Below are 22,397 nucleotides of genomic sequence, written 5' to 3'. Positions count from 1 at the left end.
GAAGCTGCTATGGTTCAGCGTATTACTATTGCGCCGCAAGGCCCGGAATTTTCTCGCTTTGTGATGGGGTACTGGCGCCTGATGGACTGGAATATGTCCGCGCGCCAGCTAGTCAGCTTTATTGAAGAGCATCTGGATCTTGGCGTGACCACCGTCGATCACGCCGATATTTACGGTGGCTACCAGTGTGAAGCGGCGTTTGGTGAGGCAATGAAACTGGCTCCGCATTTGCGTGAAAAAATGCAGATTGTGACCAAATGCGGGATCGCGACGACGGCGCGCGCGGAAAATGCGCTGGGCCACTACATCACCGACAGTGCACATATTATTGCCAGTGCGGAAGAGTCGCTGAAGCTGCTGGCGACCGATCATATTGATCTGCTGCTGATCCACCGTCCCGATCCGCTTATGGATGCTGACGATGTCGCCGACGCTTTTAAAAAATTGCACCATAGTGGCAAAGTGCGTCACTTTGGCGTCTCCAACTTCACCCCGGCACAGTTCTCATTGCTGCAATCGCGTCTGCCGTTTACTCTGGCGACCAACCAGGTAGAAATTTCACCAGTACATCAGCCGCTCCTGTTGGATGGTACTTTAGATCAACTGCAACAGCTGCGCATTCGCCCGATGGCCTGGTCCTGTCTCGGCGGTGGTCGCCTGTTTAATGATGATGCTTTCCAGCCTTTACGTAATGAGCTTGCCGTGATCGCAGAAGAGTTGAATGCGCAGTCTATTGAACAGGTGGTATACGCCTGGATTTTACGTCTGCCGTCTCAGCCGCTGCCGATTATTGGCTCAGGAAAAATAGAGCGTGTACGTGCTGCCATTGAGTCTGAGTCGCTGAACATGTCTCGCCAGCAATGGTTCCGCATTCGTAAAGCGGCGCTGGGTTACGACGTACCCTAATCTCGTTTTTGGCGCATCTCCGTTCAAAATTGTGTCACTGGTTTACACTTAACAATCAGACACCTTTTGGACGGAGGTCTTATGAAGCGTTTGAGTTTGGCCATTATCACTCTACTTGTCTGTGCAGGTGCGCAGGCTGCCAGTGAAGAAAAAGTGACGATGAATCTGGTCACGTCGCAAGGCGTCGGCCAGGCGATTGGTACGGTCACTATTGCTGAAACCGCAAAGGGGCTGGAGTTTACGCCCGATCTGAAAGCGTTGCCGCCAGGTGAACATGGCTTCCATGTGCATATGAACGGCAGTTGCCAACCCGCGATTAAAGAAGGGAAAGCCTCAGCCGCAGAATCGGCTGGTGGCCATTACGATCCGCATCAAACCGGTAAACATGAAGGCCCGGAAGGCGCAGGTCATATGGGCGACCTGCCGCTATTGGTGGTGAATAACGACGGTAACGCCACAACGTCGGTCGTTGCACCGCGGCTGAAAACGATCGATGAGGTCAAAGGCAAAGCGCTGATGATCCATGTGGGCGGCGATAATATGTCCGATCAACCGAAACCGCTTGGCGGTGGCGGAGCGCGCTACGCCTGTGGTGTTATCAAATAATCAACGACTGAGAGTGCCCGGCGGCGGCGCCTGTTCGAGTTGTGAAAGCGAGCAGTGTAGCCGCCAGACCAGTGCCGACAGTTCCTGCGCAGCGGGTTGATGATGGTGGGCAAGCGTATCGCAGATGCGCTGTAGCTCATTCAGCGTGGCATTAAGTGGTCGTTGCTGGACGCCACGTTCGCTCATTACATCGCGTAGCAGCGAGATACACACGTCCCTGACGCGGGCCAGCGGATCGGAACGCGCCTCCCAGGTGCGCAGTTGCCACACCACATGCGAGCAGTTCAGTAAAACGACCCCCCAACGTAATAACCAGCGTCGCGCCAGCGCATCCTGACTGTTGCTGAGCTGGCTGACGTGATGATAGGTCAGCGATTCAAATTCGTTTTCACTGAGCGATGGATGTCGGCTGAGCTGATCGACAAAATCCCGGCGCAGGGCGCGAATATGGCGGCGACTTTTCCGTGCATCCGATCCGGGGCGCAGAATGGCGAAGGCCAGCCATGACAGCGCCACGCCGGTGATTTTCGCCATATTGTCATTCAGGAAATCAGCAAAATCATATACCGGCGGATTGGTCACCGCGATAAACGAACCCATAAATACAATCAGCTGCCCCCAAAGACCTGCCAGGGCAGGCATTTGTAGCTTCAACAGTTGCATGGTGGCGAGTAGTGGGAAGAGAAAGAGAATAAACTGCCAGAGGTCGGAAATTTGCACCATCAGGCCAAACTTAACCACAAAGCTAAATAGCGACAGTAGAACCAGCGTACGCATCAGCAAAGAAAGCGACTTGAACGGTGTGGCAACGGCGGAATACAGCACACTGCTGATCGCGGCGAGCGTGAGTGCGCCAGAGCCTGATTCCCATTGTGCACCAATGCTCCATGCGCCGATAAGCATCAAAGTGCAGAACGTACGCAACCCGCTCCAGATAGCTTCCGCATTATCGGTATGACGGGCAAGTCCCGGCGTGCGGGCGATATTAATACGCTCGGCGGTAACACCATTTTCCAGTAAATGCAGATAATGACTGCTGCGCAGGTAGAGCCGACAAAAATAACGCAGTCGTTGCCAGAAGGCGACGTGTCGATAGTCGCGGGCATCGACGGGCCGCAGTGGGGCAATTATACGTGCGACGGTGTAGCTATTCGCATTGGATTTTATTAGTTCGCTGAGCAACTGCTCGATGATTTCCCGGGTGTTGGACGGGGGATTAGGCCAGTTCAGCAGCATCCTGCGCAGACTGGAAATCACGCTGGTCATCCGTAACTGCTGGTGCAACAGCGAATTGAGCAAAGCATTCTGGCGACGAAAGCGGTAATGACTCCAGAAAGCCTGAATACGCAGCAGGTTCATGGTCAGAATCTGCCCGATAACACCTTCATGGGCTGTGCGAATGGCATCCGTGGTTTCTGGTTGCCAGAGTAGGCTGGCATGTTCCAGTAAACGTGAATGCATGTTTTTCAATGCAGTCAGTAACGTGGTGCCATCGGAGGTGCTGGGCAGGATCATCATCATCACGCCGCCACACAGGATACCGACGATGACTTCACACACGCGTGCCTGCGCGATATCCCATAATTGCGTAATTTCCACGGTATTGACCATGGGAAACGCAATGATCGCCGCCGTATAACCCGCCAGTTGAAAGGCGTAGGCAACGTTATTGGTGAAGTGCGCGCATGCCCAGGTACAAAATCCGATCCACACTGACATGCTCAGCAAAAACAGCCACGGCTCATTGAGAGTATGACCGGCAATAATCAGTGCGGCGGTGGCTCCCAGTAGGCTACCCGCCACGCGACCCAGACTTTTGCTGATAACCCCGCCAACGGTGGGAAAACTAACCACCGCCGCCGAGGTCATCGCCCAGTAGGGCTCATCCAGATTCAGATAATAAGCAAAAGTTAACGCCAGGCACATCGCAATGGTGTTACGCAGCGCATAACGCCACTGTGCCGCCGTGGCTTTAAACCACGGCAAATTGCCTGGTGTCAGGCGGGGCAGTTTCATTTACGCTGGCCGATGGATACGCTGCAGGTTGTACCTGACACCAGCGTGACCTCCCGCGGCAGGGCGTCGAATTCGATGCGTACCGGGACACGCTGCGCCAGACGCACCCACGGCACGTTGGGTTTGATGTCGGGAATCAGGCCGGAATCACTTTCCACACTTTGATCGTAGATGGCACGGCCAATACTGGAAACGTGACCCTGTAACTTTACATTGCCGCTGTAGAGTGTAATCGTCGCAGGTGCGCCTTCTCGAATATGGCGCAATTTGGTTTCTTCAAAATATCCCATCACATAAAAAGAGTGACTGTCGACAAGGGCAAACAGGGGCTTACCGGTTAAGGCGTAATCACCGGTACGGGTAGACAGGTTTGTGACCCAGCCCGCCACGGGGGATTTGACCACCGTTTGCGTCAGTTGCCACTGGGCCTGGCGCAAACTGGCCTCAGCCGCTTCAACGCTTGCCTGCATGGCTTTCACGTTGAGATTTGCGGTATCCAGATCCTCGGCTGAGATGTAATTTTGCGATAAATGACGGCGGCGGTTGGCTTCGTTGTTGGCTTTCGCCAGGTCAGACTGCGCTTTTGCCAGTTGCGCTTGCGCATTCAGTTCAGCAATGTGAAATGGCGTCTTGTCGATAATAAAAAGGACATCGCCTTTATTCACAAACTGGTTATCTTTTATATAGAGTTCGCTAATGCTACCTGACACCTGCGGCGTGATGCTGACCTGCTCAGCACGTACTTTGCCATCACGTGTCCAGGGCGATTGCATATAGTAATTCCACATCCACCATCCGGCGAAAACTGCGATTGCAGCGACTATAATAGTTGAGAAGTATTTAATGGTTTTAAGCGACATAATCACCACGCTATCAGCATAACAAAGGCCAGACATACGCAAAGCGTAAAGAGTGACAGATCCATTAGCAGGGGATGCCAGATTTCGCCGGAGTAAATCCAGTCGCGCAGCAGGCGATGAACAACCAGCCAGAGAATAAATCCTGCTACAATCGCCTTGAAAACAGGAGGGAAGTAGACAGATGCGCCGATCATTAAATCTTGTAGGGGCAATCCTGTTGCATTAAACATAAACTTCACGGGCAAAATCCTTGACGGAAGAGAGCATTGCTATAGGTTTAGCAAAAAAGAGACAATGAGTCTCCGTAACGCATAATGTCTGAAAAAATGTCAGCCGGTAAGCAAATTTGGCAATACATTTGTTTTGGGAATACAAATGCTGCACACTATTCTAAAATCAGCACAATAACTTAGCAAGCTAATTATAAGGAGATGAAATTGGAATCGCCATTAGGTTCTGATCTGGCACGGTTGGTGCGCATTTGGCGTGCTCTGATTGACCATCGCCTGAAACCTCTGGAGTTGACGCAGACGCATTGGGTTACGCTGCACAACATTCATCAGTTGCCGCCGGATCAATCGCAGATTCAGTTGGCTAAAGCGATTGGCATCGAGCAGCCTTCGTTGGTACGTACGCTTGACCAGTTGGAAGAAAAGGGACTCATTTCACGACAGACTTGCGCCAGCGATCGTCGAGCTAAGAGAATTAAACTGACAGAGAAGGCTGAGCCGCTGATCGCTGATATGGAAGCGGTGATCAACAAAACACGTGGAGAAATTCTGGAAGGGATTTCAGCTGAGGAAATTGATCTGCTGATTAAGCTGGTTGCCAAACTCGAACACAATATTATTGAACTGCAGTCACAAGGTTGAAACGATAAGTTACGTGTGGCCAGAGCCTGACCACACGTGAATTCGATTAGCGTGGAGATACGGTAACCTGGCTGCCGTTGTTAGCCATAACAACGCGCTGGCCGGCTGAAAACTTGGTCGCACCCTGTTTCTGAACCACCATGATGGTATTACCATCATCCTTACGGATTTCCAGTTCCACACCCTGGGTTTTATTCATCGCACCTTGTACGCCTTGACCCGCTACGCCACCGGCAACTGCACCTGCAGCCGTCGCTAATGAACGACCCGTACCGCCGCCGACGGTGTTACCAAGGAACCCGCCAAGTACCGCACCACCAATAGCACCAATCACGTTTGCGTCATCGCCACCCTGGATTTGCACCGGACGAACATGAACAATCGTACCGTAGGTAACGTTCTGAACTTGTTTCGCTTCGGATGCGGTATATACGTCGCCTGAAAGGCTGTCATTGTTAACGCAACCCGCTAAAGATACGCCCATTAATGAAACAATCAGCACACGTTTAATCATTTACAAATCTCCTTTGTCACCACGAAACGCTAATAAAGCACCCTTCATGGCTAAATTATATGGCATTTGTGAGCCTAAGGTCACATGTTCTACTGGAACAATATGAAAATCTTAACCGAAATCGGATCAACCGAGTATAAACGAATCATTCATGTAATTGATGTAATTAAACGACCATTGTAATGATTAGCCACCAAAAATCATTAAGGAAGCATGGCATTAGTCGACACTTTATGGTTGAGTGTCAAGGCTAATTTGCTTAAAAGGATGACCTATGAAATCGGGCCGTTTTATCGGTGTAATGTCTGGAACCAGCCTTGATGGCGTCGATGTTGTGCTGGCGACAATAGATGAAACGATGGTTGCGCAGCAGGCGAGTCTGACCTGGCCCATCCCCATTCATGTTAAACAAGCGATTCTGGATATCTGCCAGGGGCAGCAGCTTACACTTTCTCAGTTTGGTCAGTTAGATGCACAGCTCGGTTATCTATTTGCTGAGGCGGTGAATGCGCTGTTGGCGCAAGAAAAATTGAAACCGCAGGATATCGTTGCGATTGGTTGCCACGGGCAAACCGTGTGGCATGAACCGAACGGTGCTGCGCCGCACACGCTGCAAATTGGTGATAATAACCAGATTGTCGCGCGTACCGGGATAACCGTAGTCGGCGATTTTCGTCGACGTGATATCGCCCTCGGCGGGCAGGGTGCACCGCTCGTTCCCGCATTTCATCAGGCACTGCTGGCACATCCAACGGAACGGCGAATGGTGTTAAACATCGGCGGGATTGCCAATCTGTCTCTGCTTATTCCGCAACAACCCGTTCGCGGATACGACACCGGGCCGGGCAATATGCTGATGGATGCATGGATCTGGCGGCAATGTGGCCAGCCCTACGACAAAGATGCGCAGTGGGCCATTTCAGGAACGGTGATCCTGCCGTTGCTGCAGAATATGCTTAACGACCCTTATTTTTCCGCGCCTGCGCCGAAAAGCACCGGCCGTGAGTATTTTAATTACGGCTGGATAGAGCGTCATCTGGCGCAGTTTCCGGGAATTAGCCCACGAGATGTACAGGCGACGCTTGCCGAACTGACGGCAGTAACCATTTCAGAGCAGGTCTTATTAAGCGGCGGCTGTGATCGACTCATGGTATGTGGTGGTGGCAGTCGTAATCCGCTGCTGATGATGCGTCTGGCGGCATTATTACCGGGTACAGAGGTTACCTCTACCGATGAAGCCGGGATCAGCGGTGATGATATGGAAGCGTTAGCCTTTGCCTGGTTGGCGTGGCGAACGCTGGCCGGATTACCGGGAAATTTACCTTCTGTGACGGGGGCGTCAGAGCCGAGTGTTTTAGGGGCAATTTATCCTGCCAATCCACGAACTCAGAGTTAACTGAAATTATTCAGCGCGGTGTGCCGGTAAACTAAGGATATTAGGGAGGGTGCCATTACCCTCCAGGACCAGGAAAGTCTTCAGGATATGGCTATGAAAAAACTGTTGTTAGTGTGTCTGCCCGTACTGCTTAGCGGTTGTAGTGTGTACAACCAATTTGTCGAGCGTATGCAAACGGATACGCTTGAATACCGCTGCGACGAAAAACCGCTGACCGTGAAGCTGAACAATACCCGCCAGACGGCAAGCTTTGTTTATGATAATCAGCTATTGAACCTCAAACAGGGCGTGTCGGCATCAGGTGCTCGTTATACCGATGGTATCTACGTATTTTGGTCTAAAGGCGAAGAGGCAACGGTCTATAAACGAGACAGAATTGTGCTAAATAACTGTCAGTTACAGAACCCGAAGCGTTGAGATTTTCACCTGGGCGGCGCACAATAGCGTCACCCACTGACAATCCGTAGCCCAACATCATGTCTGATAACGACGAATTGCAGCAAATCGCGCATCTGCGCCGTGAATACACGAAAGGCGGTCTTCGCCGCCGCGATCTTCCCGCCGAACCCCTTGCGCTGTTTGAGCGCTGGCTGGGGCAAGCCTGTGATGCCAAACTGGCCGATCCCACCGCAATGGTCGTTGCGACTGTTGATGAAAATGGCCAGCCGTATCAGCGCATCGTGTTACTCAAACATTATGATGACAAAGGGCTGGTGTTCTATACTAACCTTGGTAGCCGTAAGGCGCATCAGATCGAGAAAAATCCACGCATCAGCCTTTTATTTCCCTGGCATACGCTGGAACGGCAGGTGATGGTGATCGGCAAGGCAGAGCGTCTTTCCACACTCGAAGTGGTTAAATACTTCCACAGTCGCCCGCGCGACAGTCAGATTGGCGCCTGGGTCTCAAAACAATCCAGTCGAATCTCCGCGCGCGGTATTCTCGAAAGCAAATTCCTCGAACTGAAGCAGAAGTTTCAGCAAGGGGAAGTTCCTCTGCCCAGTTTCTGGGGCGGCTTTCGCGTGAGTATTGAACAAATGGAGTTCTGGCAGGGCGGTGAAAACCGTCTGCACGATCGTTTTTTATACCAACGCGAAGATAACGCGTGGAAAATTGATCGCCTGGCCCCCTAAAGATGCAAATTTCTTGTTTTAAGCGCTGGTGCTGATCAATCCGGCGCTTTATTCTATGTTTCTTTCGCATCAGGCGAAAAGTCGTGTACCGGCAAAGGTGCAGTCGTTTTATACATGGAGATTTTGATGGCAAGCAGTAACTTGATTAAACAATTGCAAGAGCGGGGGCTGGTGGCCCAGGTGACGGACGAGGAAGCGTTAGCAGAGCGACTGGCGCAAGGCCCGATCGCGCTCTATTGCGGCTTCGATCCTACCGCTGACAGCTTGCATTTGGGGCATCTGGTTCCATTGTTATGCCTGAAACGCTTCCAGCAGGCAGGCCATAAGCCTGTTGCACTGGTAGGTGGCGCAACCGGTCTGATTGGTGACCCGAGCTTTAAAGCCGCCGAGCGTAAACTGAATACCGAGGACACCGTGCAGGAGTGGGTGGATAAAATCCGCAAACAGGTTGCACCGTTCCTCGATTTCGACTGTGGCGACAACTCGGCGATTGCTGCGAACAACTACGACTGGTTTGGCGGTATGAACGTACTGACTTTCCTGCGTGATATCGGCAAACACTTCTCCGTTAACCAGATGATCAACAAAGAAGCGGTTAAGCAGCGTCTGAACCGTGACGATCAGGGGATCTCCTTTACCGAGTTTTCTTACAACCTGCTGCAGGGTTATGACTTTGCCTGCCTGAACAAACTGCACGGCGTGGCACTGCAGATTGGTGGTTCTGACCAGTGGGGTAACATTACTTCGGGTATCGATTTAACCCGTCGTTTGCACCAGAATCAGGTGTTTGGTCTGACCGTTCCGCTGATCACTAAAGCTGATGGCACCAAATTCGGTAAGACGGAAGGCGGCGCAGTGTGGCTGGATCCGAAGAAAACCAGTCCGTACAAATTCTACCAGTTCTGGATCAACACCGCCGATGCGGACGTTTATCGCTTCCTGAAATTCTTCACTTTCATGGACATTGAAGAAATCAATGCGCTGGAAGAAGAAGATAAAAACAGCGGTAAAGCGCCGCGTGCCCAGTATGTTCTGGCCGAACAGGTTACGCGTCTGGTTCACGGTGAAGAAGGTCTGGTCGCGGCAAAACGCATTACCGAAAGCTTGTTCAACGGCAATCTCAGCGATTTGAGTGAAGCAGATTTCGAACAGCTGGCGCAGGATGGCGTGCCGATGATCGAGATGGACAAAGGTGCCGATTTGATGCAGGCGCTGGTGGACTCCGAGCTGCAACCTTCTCGCGGTCAGGCACGTAAGACTATTGCGTCAAACGCGGTAACCATCAACGGTGAGAAGCAGTCCGATCCGGAATATTTCTTCCAGGATAATGATATCCTGTTCGGGCGCTATACCTTACTGCGTCGTGGCAAGAAGAACTATTGTCTGATTTGCTGGAAGTAAGATTGAGTTAGCAGGGGCGTGGGAAACTACGCCCCTTTATTTTTTCAGGGTTGTGGTAAGTAAAATGAAGAATATCCTCGCCATCCAGTCCCACGTTGTTTTTGGTCATGCGGGCAACAGTGCAGCAGAATTTCCGATGCGTCGTCTTGGCGCAAATGTCTGGCCGCTGAATACCGTTCAGTTTTCAAACCACACGCAGTATGGCAAATGGACCGGTTGCGTTATGCCGCCGAGCCACCTGACTGAAATTGTTCAGGGCATTGCTGATATTGATAAACTCCAGACCTGTGACGCAGTACTGAGCGGCTATCTTGGTTCAGCAGAACAGGGCGAGCATATTCTGGGTATTGTTCGCAAGGTAAAAGCGGCAAACCCGCAGGCAAAATACTTTTGCGATCCGGTGATGGGACACCCTGAAAAGGGGTGTATTGTCGCACCCGGAGTGGCGGAATTTCATGTACGCCATGCGCTCCCGGCTAGTGACATTATTGCCCCGAATCTGGTTGAACTCGAAATTCTGTGCGAGCATGAGGTGAACAATGTCGACGAGGCCGTTGCAGCAGCGCGTGAACTGATCGCTCAGGGACCTGAAATTGTACTGGTGAAGCATCTGGCACGCGCAGGCATCAGCACCGACCGTTTCGAAATGCTGCTGGTCACCGCTGAACAGGCGTGGCATATCAGTCGTCCGTTAGTCGATTTTGGCGCACGTCAACCGGTTGGTGTGGGTGATGTGACGAGTGGCTTGTTGCTGGTGAAACTGCTGCAGGGCGCATCTTTACAACAGGCGCTTGAGCATGTGACTGCGGCGGTGTACGAAGTGATGATCACTACCAAAGAGATGCACGAGTATGAGCTGCAGGTCGTGGCCGCGCAGGACCGTATCGCCAAGCCTGAACACTACTTTAGCGCAACTCAGCTGTAATCGATGCCCGATGGCGCTCACGCTTATCGGGCATATTTTTAGCTGTAGGCCGGGTATGTGCAAGTGCCACCCGGCAACAACAATTAATTTAAGCCTTCTGCTTTCAGCGCGGCGGCAACCGCCGGGCGTTCAGCCATTCGCGCCATATAGGCATCAATATTACTTAATCCTGCCATATTCAGCTTAACCGCATAGGCCCAACGCAGTACGGTAAACAGATAGGCATCGGCGATGCTGAAGCGCGGGCCGCAGATCCATTGGTTATCTTTCAGCGAGTCGTTCACATACTGCATTTTTTTCTCCAGCAGCGCACGAACGGTTGGCTTAAAGTCTTCCGGCGTATCGGGACGGAACAGTGGCGTAAAGCCTTTATGCAGTTCAGTCGCAATGTAGTTAAGCCATTCGATGGTTTTGTAACGGGAGAGGCTGCTGGTAGGGGCAAGGAGCTGGCGGTCTGGCACGCTGTCCGCCAGGTATTGCATGATGGCGACACCTTCGGTAAGTAGCGTACCGTCATCCAGCAGCAGTGCAGGAACTTGCCCTTTTGGGTTTACCGCGAAAAAATCATCGCCATTTTCCAGACGTTTCTTCATCAGATCAACACCATCCAGCGTGAAATCTTTACCGCTCTCACGAAGTGTGATGTGGGAAGCGAGAGAACAAGCGCCCGGTTTGTAGAACAGTTTCATCGGTAACTCCTTTTGGCTGAGGTATATCGTATGGTAGTGCTACCTCAGGCAAAAAAAAAGCCGCTAACAACAGTTAGCGGCCTGAAAATGAGTTTCCCTGAGAATTACGCTGTCGCGGCCTTAGAGGCTTTCTCATTGACGTCATCGTCCTGAGTCATACGGTTCAGTTTCGGAGCCGTCAGCAGCATCAGAACAGCGATAACAGCCGTTGCGACACCAATCTGCAGGAACACACGACCGTAGACTTCAAGGGACATCAGCGGGTCAGTCACGTTCTCTGGTACAGCCATCATGTTAGCGACGTAGCCACCGATGATGTTTGCACCGGCAGTGGTCAGGAACCAGCTACCCATGATGAAGCCCATCAGGCGTTGTGGAACTAACTGTGCCACCATTGCCAGACCCAGACCGGAGATCATCAGCTCACCGATACTTTGCAGACCGTAGCAGATAATCAGCCAGTTAACGGAAACGATGCCCGCATCGGTAGCGAATTTCGCGCCCAGTGGCAGGATCAGGAACGCACCGGAACACAGCACCATACCAATCGCAAACTTGGTCGGCATTGGCAGGGTATCGCCCATCTTGTTATAGATAGCAGCGAGGATTGGGCTACCAATGATGATCCAGAACGGGTTCAGCGCCTGGTACTGTTCAGGTTCAAAAGCAATGCCAAGAATAGAGTGCTCAACGTTACGAATCGCAAAGAAGTTCAGCGAAGTCGGCATCTGGCTGTACAGCACGAAGAAGATAATCGCTTCCAGCATCAGGATGAAGGCGACGATCATTTTACGACGCGCAGCACCGTGCATGGTGAAGGCTTCTTTACCGAAGATGAACACGATACCCAGCGCAATGACGCCCAGAACCATACGTGCGATCTGCTGGTTGTGCAGCAACCAGGTTGCAATCGCGATCAGTACTACAACGCCAGCAATGGTCAGCAGCAGGTTACGGAAGTTGATCGGTTCAAAGTCCGGTTTAGAACCGTACTGTTTAACCCAACGCTGGCAGAATGCGAAGTTAACAACGGTAATCAGCATACCCACGACGCTCAGAGCGAACGCGGTGCTCCAGCCGTAACGCGCAGCTAACCATGGCGTTGCCAGCATAGAGAAGAATGAACCGATGTTGACGGACATGTAGTACATGGTAAATGCACCATCAAGACGCGGGTCATCTTTGGCATAGCAGGTAGAGAGCAGGGAGGATGGGTTTGCTTTAAACAGGCCGTTACCGACCGCGATGGCCGCCATGCCCATATAAACGATACCCGCATCGTGACCGGACCATGCTACCAACGCATAACCGATGGCCAGCACAACGGCACCCAGCATAATGACACGTTTTGTTCCCAGAACTTTATCACCTAACCAGCCGCCAATGGCAACCAGACCGTACACCAGGGCGCTAAAGGACGAGAAAAGGGTGATGGAATCCGCTTCTGACATACCCAGCTGTTTAACCAGGTAGACGGCCATAATCCCTTGCAGGCCGTAATAACCAAAACGTTCCCACAGCTCAATAGAGAAAATGAGATAGAACGCTTTTGGTTGTTTGAAGGCGTTTAAACTTACGCTTTCTGTTGGTTTATTGTTTGCAGTAGACACTTTTACCTCTTTTTTTACATCCCATATCAACGGGGGTGTTCAGGTACGTGATGAGTCAAGTTCATCCGTCCGATTGTTATAGTGGGAGGGGAAACGGCAAGTAATGTTCACTATCTTGACCCTTCAGACAAGTGGTTTGTAATAATCTGTTACATATATCATGACTGGTGAAATCGTCGGGGCTGTGAAATGTTATCTAGCGTTAAATTTCTTCATTTCTAAAATGGCAGATTTTTACACTGTTTAATCACTGCCAGAACCGCAATGTGGCGATATGTTCTGCTATTTAAGGTTGAATCCAGTGATATAGGCCATTATCTGAAAAATAGGCAGTGTAATGTTTTGTTTAGAAACTGTGCGGTTGGGTCATCTAATTGTCACCTTAACTAAAAAATAAAAATTTATTAACATTGTGTTGGCTGGATGATCTGGATCACGTATAGATAGAAATTTCTTTTGCTAAAAAAACGATTAACCTGCTCAGGTGTTAATTAACAAGAATATTGCATTAGATATGAGCAATTGGATGGCATCATTGTCGGGAAAATAAACGCTGGGGAGTGCATAACTAATCGTTATGTATGTAAGGGGCGAGGAGGATGCCCCGGCAGCATTAGATATCGACTTTCTCTTTGAATTCGCAGAGATCTTCAATAATACAGGAACCACAGCGCGGCTTTCTGGCGATGCAGGTGTAGCGGCCATGAAGAATTAACCAGTGATGGCAATCGACTTTAAATTCACTGGGTACGACTTTCAGCAGCTTCTCTTCAACCTGCTCGACGTTTTTACCCGGGGCGAATTGCGTGCGATTACAGACACGAAAAATGTGGGTATCTACAGCGATAGTGGGCCAACCAAAGGCGGTATTTAACACCACATTAGCCGTCTTTCGCCCAACGCCGGGGAGAGCTTCTAACGCCGCACGGTCTTCTGGCACTTCACCATTATGTTGTTCCAGCAGAATGCGGCAGGTTTTAATTACGTTTTCTGCTTTGCTGTTAAACAATCCGATTGTCTTGATGTAGGACTTAACACCTTCAACACCGAGCTCCAGCATCGCAGCCGGCGTATTGGCGACGGGGTATAGCTTAGCTGTCGCTTTATTGACGCTGACATCGGTCGCTTGTGCGGAGAGCAAGACCGAAATCAACAGTTCAAACGGCGATGTAAAATTGAGCTCGGTTGTCGGATGCGGGTTGTTATCCCGCAGACGCGTCAGTATTTCCAGACGTTTTGCTTTGTTCATTACGCATTCCCTGTTTCACCCGCGGGACTGTCCACGACAGCCGCCTCGGCACGACGTTTCTTCATTTTCTCATCAATCAGATACTTCACTGCCAGCATCAGACCCAGGCCAATAAACGCGCCCGGTGGCAGCATGGCCAGCAGAAACGGCGTATCAGTATGGAAGATCTCAACGCGCAAGACTTTGGCCCAGCTACCCAACAAACCGTCTGCACCATCAAACAGTGTACCGTTACCAATTATTTCACGCAGCGAGCCCAGAACAAACATGGCACCTGTTGCGCCCATGCCGATGGAGAAACCATCAAGTGCGGATAACGCAGGGCCCTTTTTGGCGGCGAAGGCTTCTGCACGACCAACAACAATGCAGTTGGTTACAATCAGCGGGATGAAGATGCCCAGAGACTGATACAGGCCGAAGGCGTAGGCATTGATCAACATCTGTACCGCACTCACCACGGAGGCGATAATCATGACATAAATCGGAATACGAATTTCTGGCGGTGTCCAGCGGCGAAGGGCTGAAATCGTCAGGTTGGTCAGCGTCAGGACGAGCGTAGTCGCAAGTCCAAGACCCAGCGCGTTAGTGGCGGTAGAAGTGACGGCCAACAGCGGACACATCCCGAGTAGTTGCACAAGCGCGGAGTTATTTTTCCATAACCCCTGGACAATCACGTCTTTAATTTCGCTCATGGTTATTCTCCACAGGCGCTAAGTTGAGGGGGTTGCGCAGGCAGCGTCTGCGCATACAGGCCGGCACGTTTAACCGCGTTAACCACCGCACGTGGTGTAATGGTTGCGCCAGTAAACTGGTCAAAGTCGCCGCCATCTTTTTTCACTGCCCAGTGAGAGGTGTTATCCGCAGAAATTGTTTTACCGCTAAAATGGGTGATCCAGTCGGACAGTCGCAGTTCGATTTTATCGCCCAGCCCAGGCGTTTCATGGTGTTCGGTAACCCGCGTACCCAACACGGTACCCGTGAAATCGACACCCACCAGCAGTTGAATCGCCCCGGAATAACCATCTGGCGCCGTAGCTTCAAGAATCGCAGCAACAGGACGATCGTCCTGGCGGGCAATATATACACGGTGCGTACCTTTGCCTAACGCTGGCGCATTGACCAGATAACAACTTTCAGACAAGTTATTATTGTAGCGATCGCCAGGCAGAACCTGATCGAACAGCGTTTTTTGCTGTATCGCGGCCTGTTCATCAATGGTTGACTTGGTTAATTGATTGATTGCTGCGGTTAACCCCGTTGAGCCCGCAGCAAACAGCGCCAGTGTAATACCGTGTTTACGAATCGTTTTCAGCATATCTAGTCCTTAGCGATGTCCGTACACGCGAGGGCGGGTGTAATAATCAATCAGGGGAACCGTGATATTTGCCAGCAACACGGCAAAAGCCACGCCATCAGGATAACCACCAAAACTGCGTATTAACCACACTAACAGGCCCGCAAGTGCGCCAAAAATCAGACGACCACGGTTGGTTGTTGATGCCGTAACGGGATCGGTAAGAATAAAGAACGCACCTAACATCGTCGCGCCGGAAAGCAAGTGCAACTGAGGCGATGCCAGTGAGTCTGGCGAAAAAATCCAACCTAAAGTGGCGCAAACAGCGAGCGACAGCAGGAAGCTAACCGGGATATGCCAGCGAATCGCTTTTTGCCATAACAGCACGATACCACCAACAAGCCAGGCAAGGTTCACCCACTGCCAGCCAGCGCCTGCCAGCATGCCGCTGTAGATCGGGTATTGCATCACCTGCTCAATGGTACGTCCGGCATGCAGGGATGTCTTAAAGGTATCAAGAGGCGTTGCCTGACTGATACCATCGATACCCATACGCAGCGAATTCATATCCCCGCCGCTGGCGGTATGCCCGCTAAAGATAACGTTAAGGGCGTCAAAGAAACCAGGCACCGTGGCCGCAATTTCATGCGGCGGCAGCCAACTGGTCATCTGTACCGGAAATGAGATGAGCAGCACGACATAGCCAATCATGGCAGGGTTAAACGGGTTCTGCCCGAGCCCGCCATACAGCTGTTTCGCAATGATAACCGCAAATACCGTGCCTAATACCACCATCCACCAGGGGGCGAGGGGCGGAATACTGACGGCCAAAAGCAACCCGGTAAGTAACGCCGAGTTGTCTTTTAAAATTGCAACAATGGGTTGTTTACGCAGTTTAAGCACACCCGCTTCGGCAGCAATAGCGCTGATGGCAGCGAGAACGATCTGGAACAACGTGCCCCAGCCGAAGAACCACAGCTGAGCGGCGATCCCCGGCAATGCAGCAAGTAACACCAGCATCATGATACGCGATGTCTGGCGCTGGTTATGGGTATAAGGGGAGCTTGCTATTCTGAATACCATTTATTCCTCGTTTACAACCTGCTGCTGTGCGGCTTTCTTTGCCTGAGCGCGTGCGATGGCGGCCGCGACGGCGGCTTTACGTGGATCAACCGGCTCGGCTGTTTCGGCTACCGCCTGCTGCTCTAGCTTGCGGGCTTTGGCGCGGGCGATTGCCGCTTCCACGGCAGCTTTACGCGGATCAACCGGTTCGGTTGTTTCTGTTACCGCCTGCTGCTCGAGCTTGCGGGCTTTGGCGCGGGCGATTGCCGCTTCCACGGCAGCTTTGCGCGGATCAACTGGTTCGGCCGTTTCCGTTACCGCTTCTTGCTCAAGCTTGCGGGCCTTGGCGCGGGCGATTGCCGCTTCCACGGCAGCTTTACGCGGATCAACCGGTTCGGCCGTTTCCGTTACCGCTTCTTGCTCAAGCTTGCGGGCTTTGGCGCGGGCAATTGCCGCTTCCACGGCAGCTTTACGCGGGTCTGTACCCGTGCTGCTGCCTTCACTTTGCGGCGGATTTTCCTTACGGGAAGCACGAGCTTGCGCCTTACGCGCCTCGCGTGCGGCAATCACGGCGCTATTGTCAGGTTTTTCACCTGCCTGAATGACCACCGGTTGCAGCGCCTGAGCCTGCTTTTCTTTTACGCGAGCCAGCGCGGCGGCAATGGCATCATGATCTTTGGCCGCCGGCTGAGCAGCGGCGCTCTTATGGCGTTCAAGACGTGCCGCTTTTTCACGTTCAAGGCGCGCCTGTCGGGCTTCAAACCGAGCTTTTGCTTCTGCGGCGCGCTTTTCTTCCTGACTAATGGCGTAAATCTCGGCTTTTTCCTGACGGAAATACTGTACCAGTGGAATATTGCTTGGGCATACCCAGGCGCAGGCACCGCATTCAATACAGTCGGCGATATTGTGGGCCGTCGCTTTGTCGTGCTGTTGCCCTTTACTGAACCAGTAAAGCTGTTGTGGCAGGAGATCGGCCGGACAGGCATCGGCGCATGCGCTACAGCGAATGCAGCCTTTCTCTTCTGGCGTTTCACCCATTTCACTGGCAGAGGGGGCCAGAAGACAGTTGGTTATCTTCACCACCGGGACATCCAGCCACGGCAGCGTAAAGCCCATAAGCGGCCCGCCCATAATCACCATCTGGTCGGCGGAAGGGCAGAAACCCGCGTCGTTGAGCAGATGACGAACAGGCGTACCTAAACGCGCCCAAACGTTGCCCGGACGACTGACTGCTTCACCGGTTAGCGTCACGACACGCTCGGTGATCGGCTCTCCGTCGATTACTGCACGTTTAATTGCATAGGCGGTTCCGACGTTTTGCATCAATACGCCGATATCAGAGGAGCGTCCACCGTGGGGAACCTGCTTGCCGGTCAGGATTTGTGTTAACTGCTTGGCCCCGCCGGACGGGTACTTGGTGGGGATCACGCGTAGGCTAATGTCGTGTGAATCAGCCAGCACCGCGCGCAGCATAGATATTGCCTGCGGTTTGTTATCTTCGATACCAAGGAGGATCTCGCGTGGCTGAAGAATGTGCGCCAGGATGCGGATACCTTCGACGACCTGAGCGGCACAGTCCTGCATCAGGCGGTCATCTGCCGTAATGTACGGCTCGCATTCGGCGGCGTTAATGATCAGCGTTTCAATTTTATCTCCGCCGCCCTGCAGTTTAACGCCGGTGGGAAAACCTGCGCCACCCAGCCCGGCGACGCCGTACTGATGAATACGCGCAATCAGCTCTTCCCGGCTGTGGGAGCGATAATCGGTCCAGCCGTCTCGCTCAATCCAGCGATCTTCGCCATCGGCGTCTATGATGACGCTCAACTCAGCCAGTGCTGAAGGATGCGCGGTGGAGTGCGGGGCAATGGCAACAACGGTGCCTGATGTTGGCGCATGGACTGGAAGCATTTTGCCACGTCCGCGGGTTAAGGCCTGACCACGCAGCACGGTGTCACCCACGTTTACGCACAGCTCACCCTCCGCACCAATATGTTGTTTCAGCGGAATAACGAAACGCGGCGCCAGCGGAACCTGTCGCAACGGCGTTCCGTTTGACTGGGTTTTCATTTCTGGTGGATGAATGCCGCCATCAAAGTCCCAGATTTTATTTTTTCTGAATGCAGAGAATAACTTAAACATGTTGTTCCACGGGAATGATGCGCACAGGGATGGTGTTTAAATCCCATTTCCAGCTATCGGGTGTCTCGGCTACCGGGCGTAATTCAATACATTGCGTCGGGCACGGGTCAACGCACAGGTTGCACCCGGTGCAGAGATCGCTCATTACCGTGTGCATGGCGCGGGTCGCGCCCACGATGGCATCGACCGGGCAGGCCTGAATACACTTAGTGCACCCAATACAGTTATTTTCATCAATGACCGCCAGCATTCGCACCGGCGTAACGTCTTGTTCATCGCCATCAATAGGCTGCGGATCGACATTCAGCAGGGCGGCAATTTTTAACATCACCGCTTCGCCGCCGGGGGCGCAACGGTTAATTTTTTCACCCTGAGACCCGATCGCTTCAGCATAAGGATGACAGCCCGGATAGCCGCACTGGCCACACTGGCTTTGCGGGAGAATTTCATCAATTTTCTCCACGACCGGATCATCTTCAACGGCAAAACGTCGTGAGGCGTACCCCAAAATAGCGCCGAACGCCAGACCCAGTAGACTCACTGCGGCAACGGCAATCCAGATAGCATTCATTACAACTTCACCAAACCACTAAAGCCCATAAAGGCCAATGACATTAAACCAGCGGTAATCAGCGCAATTGCATTGCCGCGAAACGGCGCTGGGACGTCCGCCACGGCGAGGCGTTCGCGGATCGCGGCGAACAGTACCATCACCAGCGAGAAGCCGACGGCGGCGGAAAAACCGTATAGCGCCGACTGTAAAAAGTTATGGCCGAGGTTGATGTTCAGTAGCGCCACACCTAACACTGCGCAGTTAGTGGTGATCAGCGGTAGAAAGATCCCCAGCAGGCGGTACAGCGCAGGGCTGGTTTTGCGCACAACCATTTCGGTAAACTGCACGACGACGGCGATAACCAGAATAAAAGCCAGCGTGCGCAGATAGATGAGATTGAGCGGAATTAGGATCCAGGTATCAATCAGCCAAGCGCAGATGGATGCCAGTGTCATGACAAACGTCGTGGCAAGGCCCATACCCATTGCGGTTTCCAGTTTTTTGGAAACGCCCATAAACGGGCAAAGGCCCAGAAACTTCACCAGTACAAAGTTATTGACCAGTACAGTTCCGACAAACAGCAGCAGGTAATCAGTCATTTTTCGGCCTGAAATAAAAAGCCGCCTATTATCTGACAATCTTCAACAGGCGACAACAGGTTAACTGTAGGGTTATTACGGGTTCACAAACGTTGATTTAACGCGCTGCGATCGTTTGAAGTAGGGCACCAACAGTGCTGCAGCCAGTAATGGGAACAGCAGTTGGCGCACGGCAAAAGCGTCTGGGACGGGTGAAAACGCAAACGCTTTAATCGCCAGCAACACGGAGATCAGCAGCCACAGAATATAATGCTTAGGTACACAGGCTCTGCGTTTGAAAAACGCAATCGTCAGCCACAGTGTGTAATACCACATGGCGATCGCGGTAACAAAGGAGACACCCCATAACAGCAAATTTGCCGTACTTTGCTCACCCAGCGTTTTGAAGGTTTGCGGTGTAGCCAGCGCAGTGACATAAAGTAATAACGCCAGCGAAGCGCTCAACAACGCGACTAACAGCCAGGCCAGTGGCCCAAGTAGCCAGCCTCCGATACGTTGTGCCGGTGTCGTAGTCATCTCTTCTCCAGGTTTACGCGCGCAATCAATCATGCCATTCATTTTGGGGCAATTATTATAAAGCTTTTAACGTTGAGCGCTACTTTCTTCTTTATTGCACGTAATGCCAGACTGATTTAGGTACCTGACCAACATCAAACAGACGACCTCCGGAGATAAGCTCCGCACGGCGATGGTCTGCGGCACGGTACATATTGATAATGTCGTTATCATCGGTGAGCGTGTAGTTAAGATGGTCGAACAGTTTTTCCAGACTTTCGAGCGAACTGATTTTGCGGAATTTTAATAAGTAATCCTGAACGGTCATAAATGCAGATCCATATTAATAAAATAATACCAACGGAGTAGAAAATATAAAAATAAACAACGAGCACAGGTAAAAGCGCATTTACGTGCAAATGTAAGAAGAGTGTTCATACCTGTGAAAAATCAGGCGCTATGCGCGTCTTGAGCAAGGGTAACGCGCTTAGCGATCGCTGGCAATATGCAGCGGAGCGGGACGCGGCATAATTCGCTTTTTTTGACAGAAAGCGATCTTTTACCGGCAGACCCTGCAACTACCAATGTTAATTGCCGGGCAATAAAAGGCTGCGGATGCTTATTTCTTCTGCACTGCCGCAACGGGCTCTGGTGGCTGGTAATTGTCAATATGATTGGCAACACCCAGCAGGATCACGGAGACGGCGAGAACAATCCAACCTGTTAATTCAATAAGACGATTCATTACTGATGACATTTGCTTTGATTTATCCATAAACACAGGCTGCAAATGTTACTAATCTCTCATTAATACAGCAAGATGATTGGGAACGATTTCTACCTCTTTTTCGCTGCAAGTTAAGCATAAGTGGCATATGTTTGACTTAAGTTAAAAAACAACCTTTGTAGCGCAAAGGTTATTAAACTATTGAGACGTTGCAAGGTATGGTGTGAAATAGGTCAGTCCTGAATTGAGAGGCAATAACATGAGTGACAACATCCGCGTTGGGCTAATTGGCTACGGTTATGCCAGCAAAACCTTCCATGCCCCACTGATTGTGGGCACGCCGGGTCTGGAACTGGCTGCAGTGTCCAGTAGTGATGAAGCAAAAGTGAAAGCAGACTGGCCGACGGTGGCGGTTGTTGCTGAGCCTAAGCATCTTTTTAACGATCCAAATATCGACCTGATTGTGATCCCCACGCCAAACGACACGCACTTTCCGTTAGCGAAAGCAGCGTTGGAAGCGGGCAAACATGTGGTTGTTGATAAGCCCTTTACCGTGACACTGTCACAAGCTCGTGAGTTGGATGCGCTGGCACGTAGCCTGGGGCGTGTGTTGTCTGTATTCCATAACCGTCGCTGGGACAGTGATTTTCTGACGCTGAAAGCTCTGCTGGCGGATGGTGTTTTAGGTGAGGTAGCGTATTTCGAATCCCATTTCGATCGTTTCCGCCCACAGGTTCGTGACCGTTGGCGTGAACAGGGCGGTCCGGGAAGCGGTATCTGGTACGATTTAGCACCGCATCTTTTGGATCAGGCGATTAATCTGTTTGGTTTGCCCGTCAGCCTGACGGTAGACCTGGCCCAGCTGCGTCCGGGCGCGCAGGCGACGGATTACTTCCATGCCATCCTGACGTATCCGCAGCGTCGTGTGATCCTGCATGGCACCATGCTTGCTGCCGCAGAATCGGCCCGTTATATTGTGCATGGATCGCGTGGCAGCTATGTGAAGTATGGTCTTGACCCGCAGGAAGAGCGCCTGAAAAATGGCGAGCGCCTGCCTCAGGAAGACTGGGGTTATGATATGCGCGATGGCGTATTGACGCGAGTCGAAGGCGAAGAGCAGGTTGAAGAAACCTGGCTGACCGTACCGGGCAACTATCCGGCGTACTATGCTGGCATTCGGGATGCGCTAAACGGCAACGGTGAAAACCCGGTACCGGCGAGACAGGCTATCCAAATTATGGAGCTGATTGAGCTGGGTATAGAATCTGCGAAACATCGTTCGACGCTGTGCCTTGCCTGATTAGGTAAATGGCGCAAGGCGATACTTTCCTGGCATCGTATCCGGCCTACA

General features: G+C 51.9%; 24 protein-coding genes and 1 pseudogene. 9 read left to right on the top strand and 16 right to left on the bottom strand.

Annotated features, from left to right (window positions below):
* Positions 1-9 precede the first annotated feature (9 nt).
* Both OGY17_RS12420 and sodC read left to right on the top strand, forming a co-directional pair.
* Complete coding sequence (locus tag OGY17_RS12420; RefSeq protein WP_048214269.1) at positions 10-906, top strand: aldo/keto reductase; 897 nt, start codon at positions 10-12, stop codon at positions 904-906.
* Between the two features lie 81 nt (positions 907-987).
* Complete coding sequence (gene sodC, locus OGY17_RS12415; RefSeq protein WP_286607366.1) at positions 988-1,512, top strand: superoxide dismutase [Cu-Zn] SodC; 525 nt, start codon at positions 988-990, stop codon at positions 1,510-1,512.
* Here the strand turns inward: sodC and OGY17_RS12410 are convergent.
* The 3 genes and pseudogenes from OGY17_RS12410 to OGY17_RS12400 all read right to left on the bottom strand — a co-directional run bounded on the left by OGY17_RS12410 (position 1,488) and on the right by OGY17_RS12400 (position 4,627).
* Positions 1,488-3,528: pseudogene (locus tag OGY17_RS12410) on the bottom strand (FUSC family protein). The gene sodC and the pseudogene OGY17_RS12410 sit on opposite strands and share 25 nt — an antisense overlap.
* Positions 3,525-4,388, bottom strand: coding sequence for an efflux RND transporter periplasmic adaptor subunit (locus OGY17_RS12405; protein WP_286607364.1), 864 nt, complete (start codon positions 4,386-4,388; stop codon positions 3,525-3,527). The pseudogene OGY17_RS12410 and the gene OGY17_RS12405 overlap by 4 nt, the downstream one beginning before the upstream one ends.
* Positions 4,389-4,390: 2 nt before the next feature.
* Positions 4,391-4,627, bottom strand: coding sequence for a DUF1656 domain-containing protein (locus OGY17_RS12400; protein WP_003029180.1), 237 nt, complete (start codon positions 4,625-4,627; stop codon positions 4,391-4,393).
* A gap of 192 nt (positions 4,628-4,819) precedes the next feature.
* On the opposite strand from OGY17_RS12400, the gene slyA reads away from it, so the two are divergent.
* Positions 4,820-5,260: a transcriptional regulator SlyA gene (gene slyA, locus OGY17_RS12395; RefSeq protein WP_008784672.1), complete on the top strand. Its 441-nt coding sequence runs from the start codon at positions 4,820-4,822 to the stop codon at positions 5,258-5,260.
* Positions 5,261-5,306: 46 nt separating this feature from the next.
* On the opposite strand, the gene slyB is transcribed toward slyA, so the two are convergent.
* Positions 5,307-5,774, bottom strand: coding sequence for an outer membrane lipoprotein SlyB (gene slyB, locus OGY17_RS12390; RefSeq protein ID WP_003029175.1), 468 nt, complete (start codon positions 5,772-5,774; stop codon positions 5,307-5,309).
* A gap of 274 nt (positions 5,775-6,048) precedes the next feature.
* Between slyB and anmK the strand changes: the two genes are divergently transcribed.
* The 5 genes from anmK (at position 6,049) to pdxY (ending at position 10,629) form a co-directional block, all read left to right on the top strand.
* The gene (anmK, locus tag OGY17_RS12385; protein WP_008784673.1) at positions 6,049-7,170 is read left to right on the top strand and encodes an anhydro-N-acetylmuramic acid kinase; all 1,122 of its coding nucleotides are present in this window, start codon (positions 6,049-6,051) and stop codon (positions 7,168-7,170) included.
* An 87-nt stretch (positions 7,171-7,257) separates the two neighbouring features.
* Complete coding sequence (mliC, locus tag OGY17_RS12380; protein WP_122984223.1) at positions 7,258-7,587, top strand: C-type lysozyme inhibitor; 330 nt, start codon at positions 7,258-7,260, stop codon at positions 7,585-7,587.
* 59 nt (positions 7,588-7,646) lie between these two features.
* Complete coding sequence (pdxH, locus tag OGY17_RS12375) at positions 7,647-8,303, top strand: pyridoxamine 5'-phosphate oxidase (protein WP_003029169.1); 657 nt, start codon at positions 7,647-7,649, stop codon at positions 8,301-8,303.
* Between the two features lie 126 nt (positions 8,304-8,429).
* Positions 8,430-9,704 (top strand): tyrosine--tRNA ligase, encoded by a 1,275-nt coding sequence (gene tyrS, locus OGY17_RS12370; protein ID WP_100272513.1) that lies wholly within the window; start codon positions 8,430-8,432, stop codon positions 9,702-9,704.
* Between the two features lie 64 nt (positions 9,705-9,768).
* Complete coding sequence (pdxY, locus tag OGY17_RS12365) at positions 9,769-10,629, top strand: pyridoxal kinase PdxY (RefSeq protein ID WP_286607361.1); 861 nt, start codon at positions 9,769-9,771, stop codon at positions 10,627-10,629.
* 83 nt (positions 10,630-10,712) lie between these two features.
* On the opposite strand, the gene gstA is transcribed toward pdxY, so the two are convergent.
* From gstA to blr, 12 genes are all read right to left on the bottom strand, one after another.
* The gene (gstA, locus tag OGY17_RS12360) at positions 10,713-11,318 is read right to left on the bottom strand and encodes a glutathione transferase GstA (RefSeq protein WP_003832787.1); all 606 of its coding nucleotides are present in this window, start codon (positions 11,316-11,318) and stop codon (positions 10,713-10,715) included.
* Positions 11,319-11,422: 104 nt separating this feature from the next.
* Entirely contained in the window at positions 11,423-12,928 is a 1,506-nt protein-coding gene (gene dtpA, locus OGY17_RS12355) for a dipeptide/tripeptide permease DtpA (RefSeq protein WP_020996425.1), read from the bottom strand.
* Positions 12,929-13,541: 613 nt separating this feature from the next.
* A complete protein-coding gene (gene nth / locus OGY17_RS12350) occupies positions 13,542-14,177 on the bottom strand; it encodes an endonuclease III (protein ID WP_003029161.1) in 636 nt (211 codons plus the stop codon).
* Positions 14,177-14,869 (bottom strand): electron transport complex subunit E, encoded by a 693-nt coding sequence (locus OGY17_RS12345; protein WP_008784678.1) that lies wholly within the window; start codon positions 14,867-14,869, stop codon positions 14,177-14,179. The genes nth and OGY17_RS12345 overlap by 1 nt, the downstream gene beginning before the upstream one ends.
* Before the next feature lie 2 nt (positions 14,870-14,871).
* The gene (rsxG, locus tag OGY17_RS12340; protein WP_286607359.1) at positions 14,872-15,492 is read right to left on the bottom strand and encodes an electron transport complex subunit RsxG; all 621 of its coding nucleotides are present in this window, start codon (positions 15,490-15,492) and stop codon (positions 14,872-14,874) included.
* 9 nt (positions 15,493-15,501) lie between these two features.
* Positions 15,502-16,554 (bottom strand): electron transport complex subunit RsxD, encoded by a 1,053-nt coding sequence (rsxD, locus tag OGY17_RS12335; protein ID WP_286607358.1) that lies wholly within the window; start codon positions 16,552-16,554, stop codon positions 15,502-15,504.
* Positions 16,555-18,672 carry an electron transport complex subunit RsxC gene (gene rsxC, locus OGY17_RS12330; protein ID WP_286607355.1) on the bottom strand — a complete coding sequence of 706 codons (2,118 nt, stop codon included), beginning with the start codon at positions 18,670-18,672 and terminating at the stop codon, positions 16,555-16,557.
* Positions 18,665-19,243, bottom strand: coding sequence for an electron transport complex subunit RsxB (gene rsxB, locus OGY17_RS12325; RefSeq protein ID WP_032943340.1), 579 nt, complete (start codon positions 19,241-19,243; stop codon positions 18,665-18,667). Before rsxB ends, rsxC begins: the two co-directional genes overlap by 8 nt.
* Positions 19,243-19,824: an electron transport complex subunit RsxA gene (gene rsxA / locus OGY17_RS12320; RefSeq protein ID WP_003029144.1), complete on the bottom strand. Its 582-nt coding sequence runs from the start codon at positions 19,822-19,824 to the stop codon at positions 19,243-19,245. Before rsxA ends, rsxB begins: the two co-directional genes overlap by 1 nt.
* Positions 19,825-19,899: 75 nt before the next feature.
* A complete protein-coding gene (locus tag OGY17_RS12315; protein WP_003832803.1) occupies positions 19,900-20,340 on the bottom strand; it encodes a DUF2569 domain-containing protein in 441 nt (146 codons plus the stop codon).
* A gap of 91 nt (positions 20,341-20,431) precedes the next feature.
* On the bottom strand, positions 20,432-20,647 hold the full coding sequence (gene ydgT / locus OGY17_RS12310; protein ID WP_008784684.1) for a transcription modulator YdgT: 216 nt from the start codon (positions 20,645-20,647) through the stop codon (positions 20,432-20,434).
* A 291-nt stretch (positions 20,648-20,938) separates the two neighbouring features.
* Entirely contained in the window at positions 20,939-21,064 is a 126-nt protein-coding gene (gene blr / locus OGY17_RS12305) for a division septum protein Blr (protein WP_003029134.1), read from the bottom strand.
* A 241-nt stretch (positions 21,065-21,305) separates the two neighbouring features.
* On the opposite strand from blr, the gene OGY17_RS12300 reads away from it, so the two are divergent.
* Complete coding sequence (locus OGY17_RS12300; RefSeq protein ID WP_071446495.1) at positions 21,306-22,346, top strand: oxidoreductase; 1,041 nt, start codon at positions 21,306-21,308, stop codon at positions 22,344-22,346.
* The last annotated feature ends 51 nt before the right edge of the window (positions 22,347-22,397 follow it).

It is taken from the genome of Citrobacter sp. Cpo126, from assembly GCF_030332445.1.
Taxonomy (GTDB): domain Bacteria; phylum Pseudomonadota; class Gammaproteobacteria; order Enterobacterales; family Enterobacteriaceae; genus Citrobacter; species Citrobacter portucalensis.
Note: the sequence above shows the minus strand (reverse complement) of the source record. Positions and strands in the feature narration are given on the sequence as shown.

Coding starts and splice junctions, on each gene's coding strand:
- OGY17_RS12420 (WP_048214269.1), top strand. CDS start 10: ATGGTTCAGCGTATTACTATTGCGCCGCAAGGCCCGGAATTTTCTCGC.
- sodC (WP_286607366.1), top strand. CDS start 988: ATGAAGCGTTTGAGTTTGGCCATTATCACTCTACTTGTCTGTGCAGGT.
- OGY17_RS12405 (WP_286607364.1), bottom strand. CDS start 4,388: ATGTCGCTTAAAACCATTAAATACTTCTCAACTATTATAGTCGCTGCA.
- slyA (WP_008784672.1), top strand. CDS start 4,820: ATGAAATTGGAATCGCCATTAGGTTCTGATCTGGCACGGTTGGTGCGC.
- slyB (WP_003029175.1), bottom strand. CDS start 5,774: ATGATTAAACGTGTGCTGATTGTTTCATTAATGGGCGTATCTTTAGCG.
- anmK (WP_008784673.1), top strand. CDS start 6,049: ATGAAATCGGGCCGTTTTATCGGTGTAATGTCTGGAACCAGCCTTGAT.
- mliC (WP_122984223.1), top strand. CDS start 7,258: ATGGCTATGAAAAAACTGTTGTTAGTGTGTCTGCCCGTACTGCTTAGC.
- pdxH (WP_003029169.1), top strand. CDS start 7,647: ATGTCTGATAACGACGAATTGCAGCAAATCGCGCATCTGCGCCGTGAA.
- tyrS (WP_100272513.1), top strand. CDS start 8,430: ATGGCAAGCAGTAACTTGATTAAACAATTGCAAGAGCGGGGGCTGGTG.
- pdxY (WP_286607361.1), top strand. CDS start 9,769: ATGAAGAATATCCTCGCCATCCAGTCCCACGTTGTTTTTGGTCATGCG.
- gstA (WP_003832787.1), bottom strand. CDS start 11,318: ATGAAACTGTTCTACAAACCGGGCGCTTGTTCTCTCGCTTCCCACATC.
- nth (WP_003029161.1), bottom strand. CDS start 14,177: ATGAACAAAGCAAAACGTCTGGAAATACTGACGCGTCTGCGGGATAAC.
- OGY17_RS12345 (WP_008784678.1), bottom strand. CDS start 14,869: ATGAGCGAAATTAAAGACGTGATTGTCCAGGGGTTATGGAAAAATAAC.
- rsxG (WP_286607359.1), bottom strand. CDS start 15,492: ATGCTGAAAACGATTCGTAAACACGGTATTACACTGGCGCTGTTTGCT.
- rsxD (WP_286607358.1), bottom strand. CDS start 16,554: ATGGTATTCAGAATAGCAAGCTCCCCTTATACCCATAACCAGCGCCAG.
- rsxC (WP_286607355.1), bottom strand. CDS start 18,672: ATGTTTAAGTTATTCTCTGCATTCAGAAAAAATAAAATCTGGGACTTT.
- rsxB (WP_032943340.1), bottom strand. CDS start 19,243: ATGAATGCTATCTGGATTGCCGTTGCCGCAGTGAGTCTACTGGGTCTG.
- rsxA (WP_003029144.1), bottom strand. CDS start 19,824: ATGACTGATTACCTGCTGCTGTTTGTCGGAACTGTACTGGTCAATAAC.
- OGY17_RS12315 (WP_003832803.1), bottom strand. CDS start 20,340: ATGACTACGACACCGGCACAACGTATCGGAGGCTGGCTACTTGGGCCA.
- ydgT (WP_008784684.1), bottom strand. CDS start 20,647: ATGACCGTTCAGGATTACTTATTAAAATTCCGCAAAATCAGTTCGCTC.
- blr (WP_003029134.1), bottom strand. CDS start 21,064: ATGAATCGTCTTATTGAATTAACAGGTTGGATTGTTCTCGCCGTCTCC.
- OGY17_RS12300 (WP_071446495.1), top strand. CDS start 21,306: ATGAGTGACAACATCCGCGTTGGGCTAATTGGCTACGGTTATGCCAGC.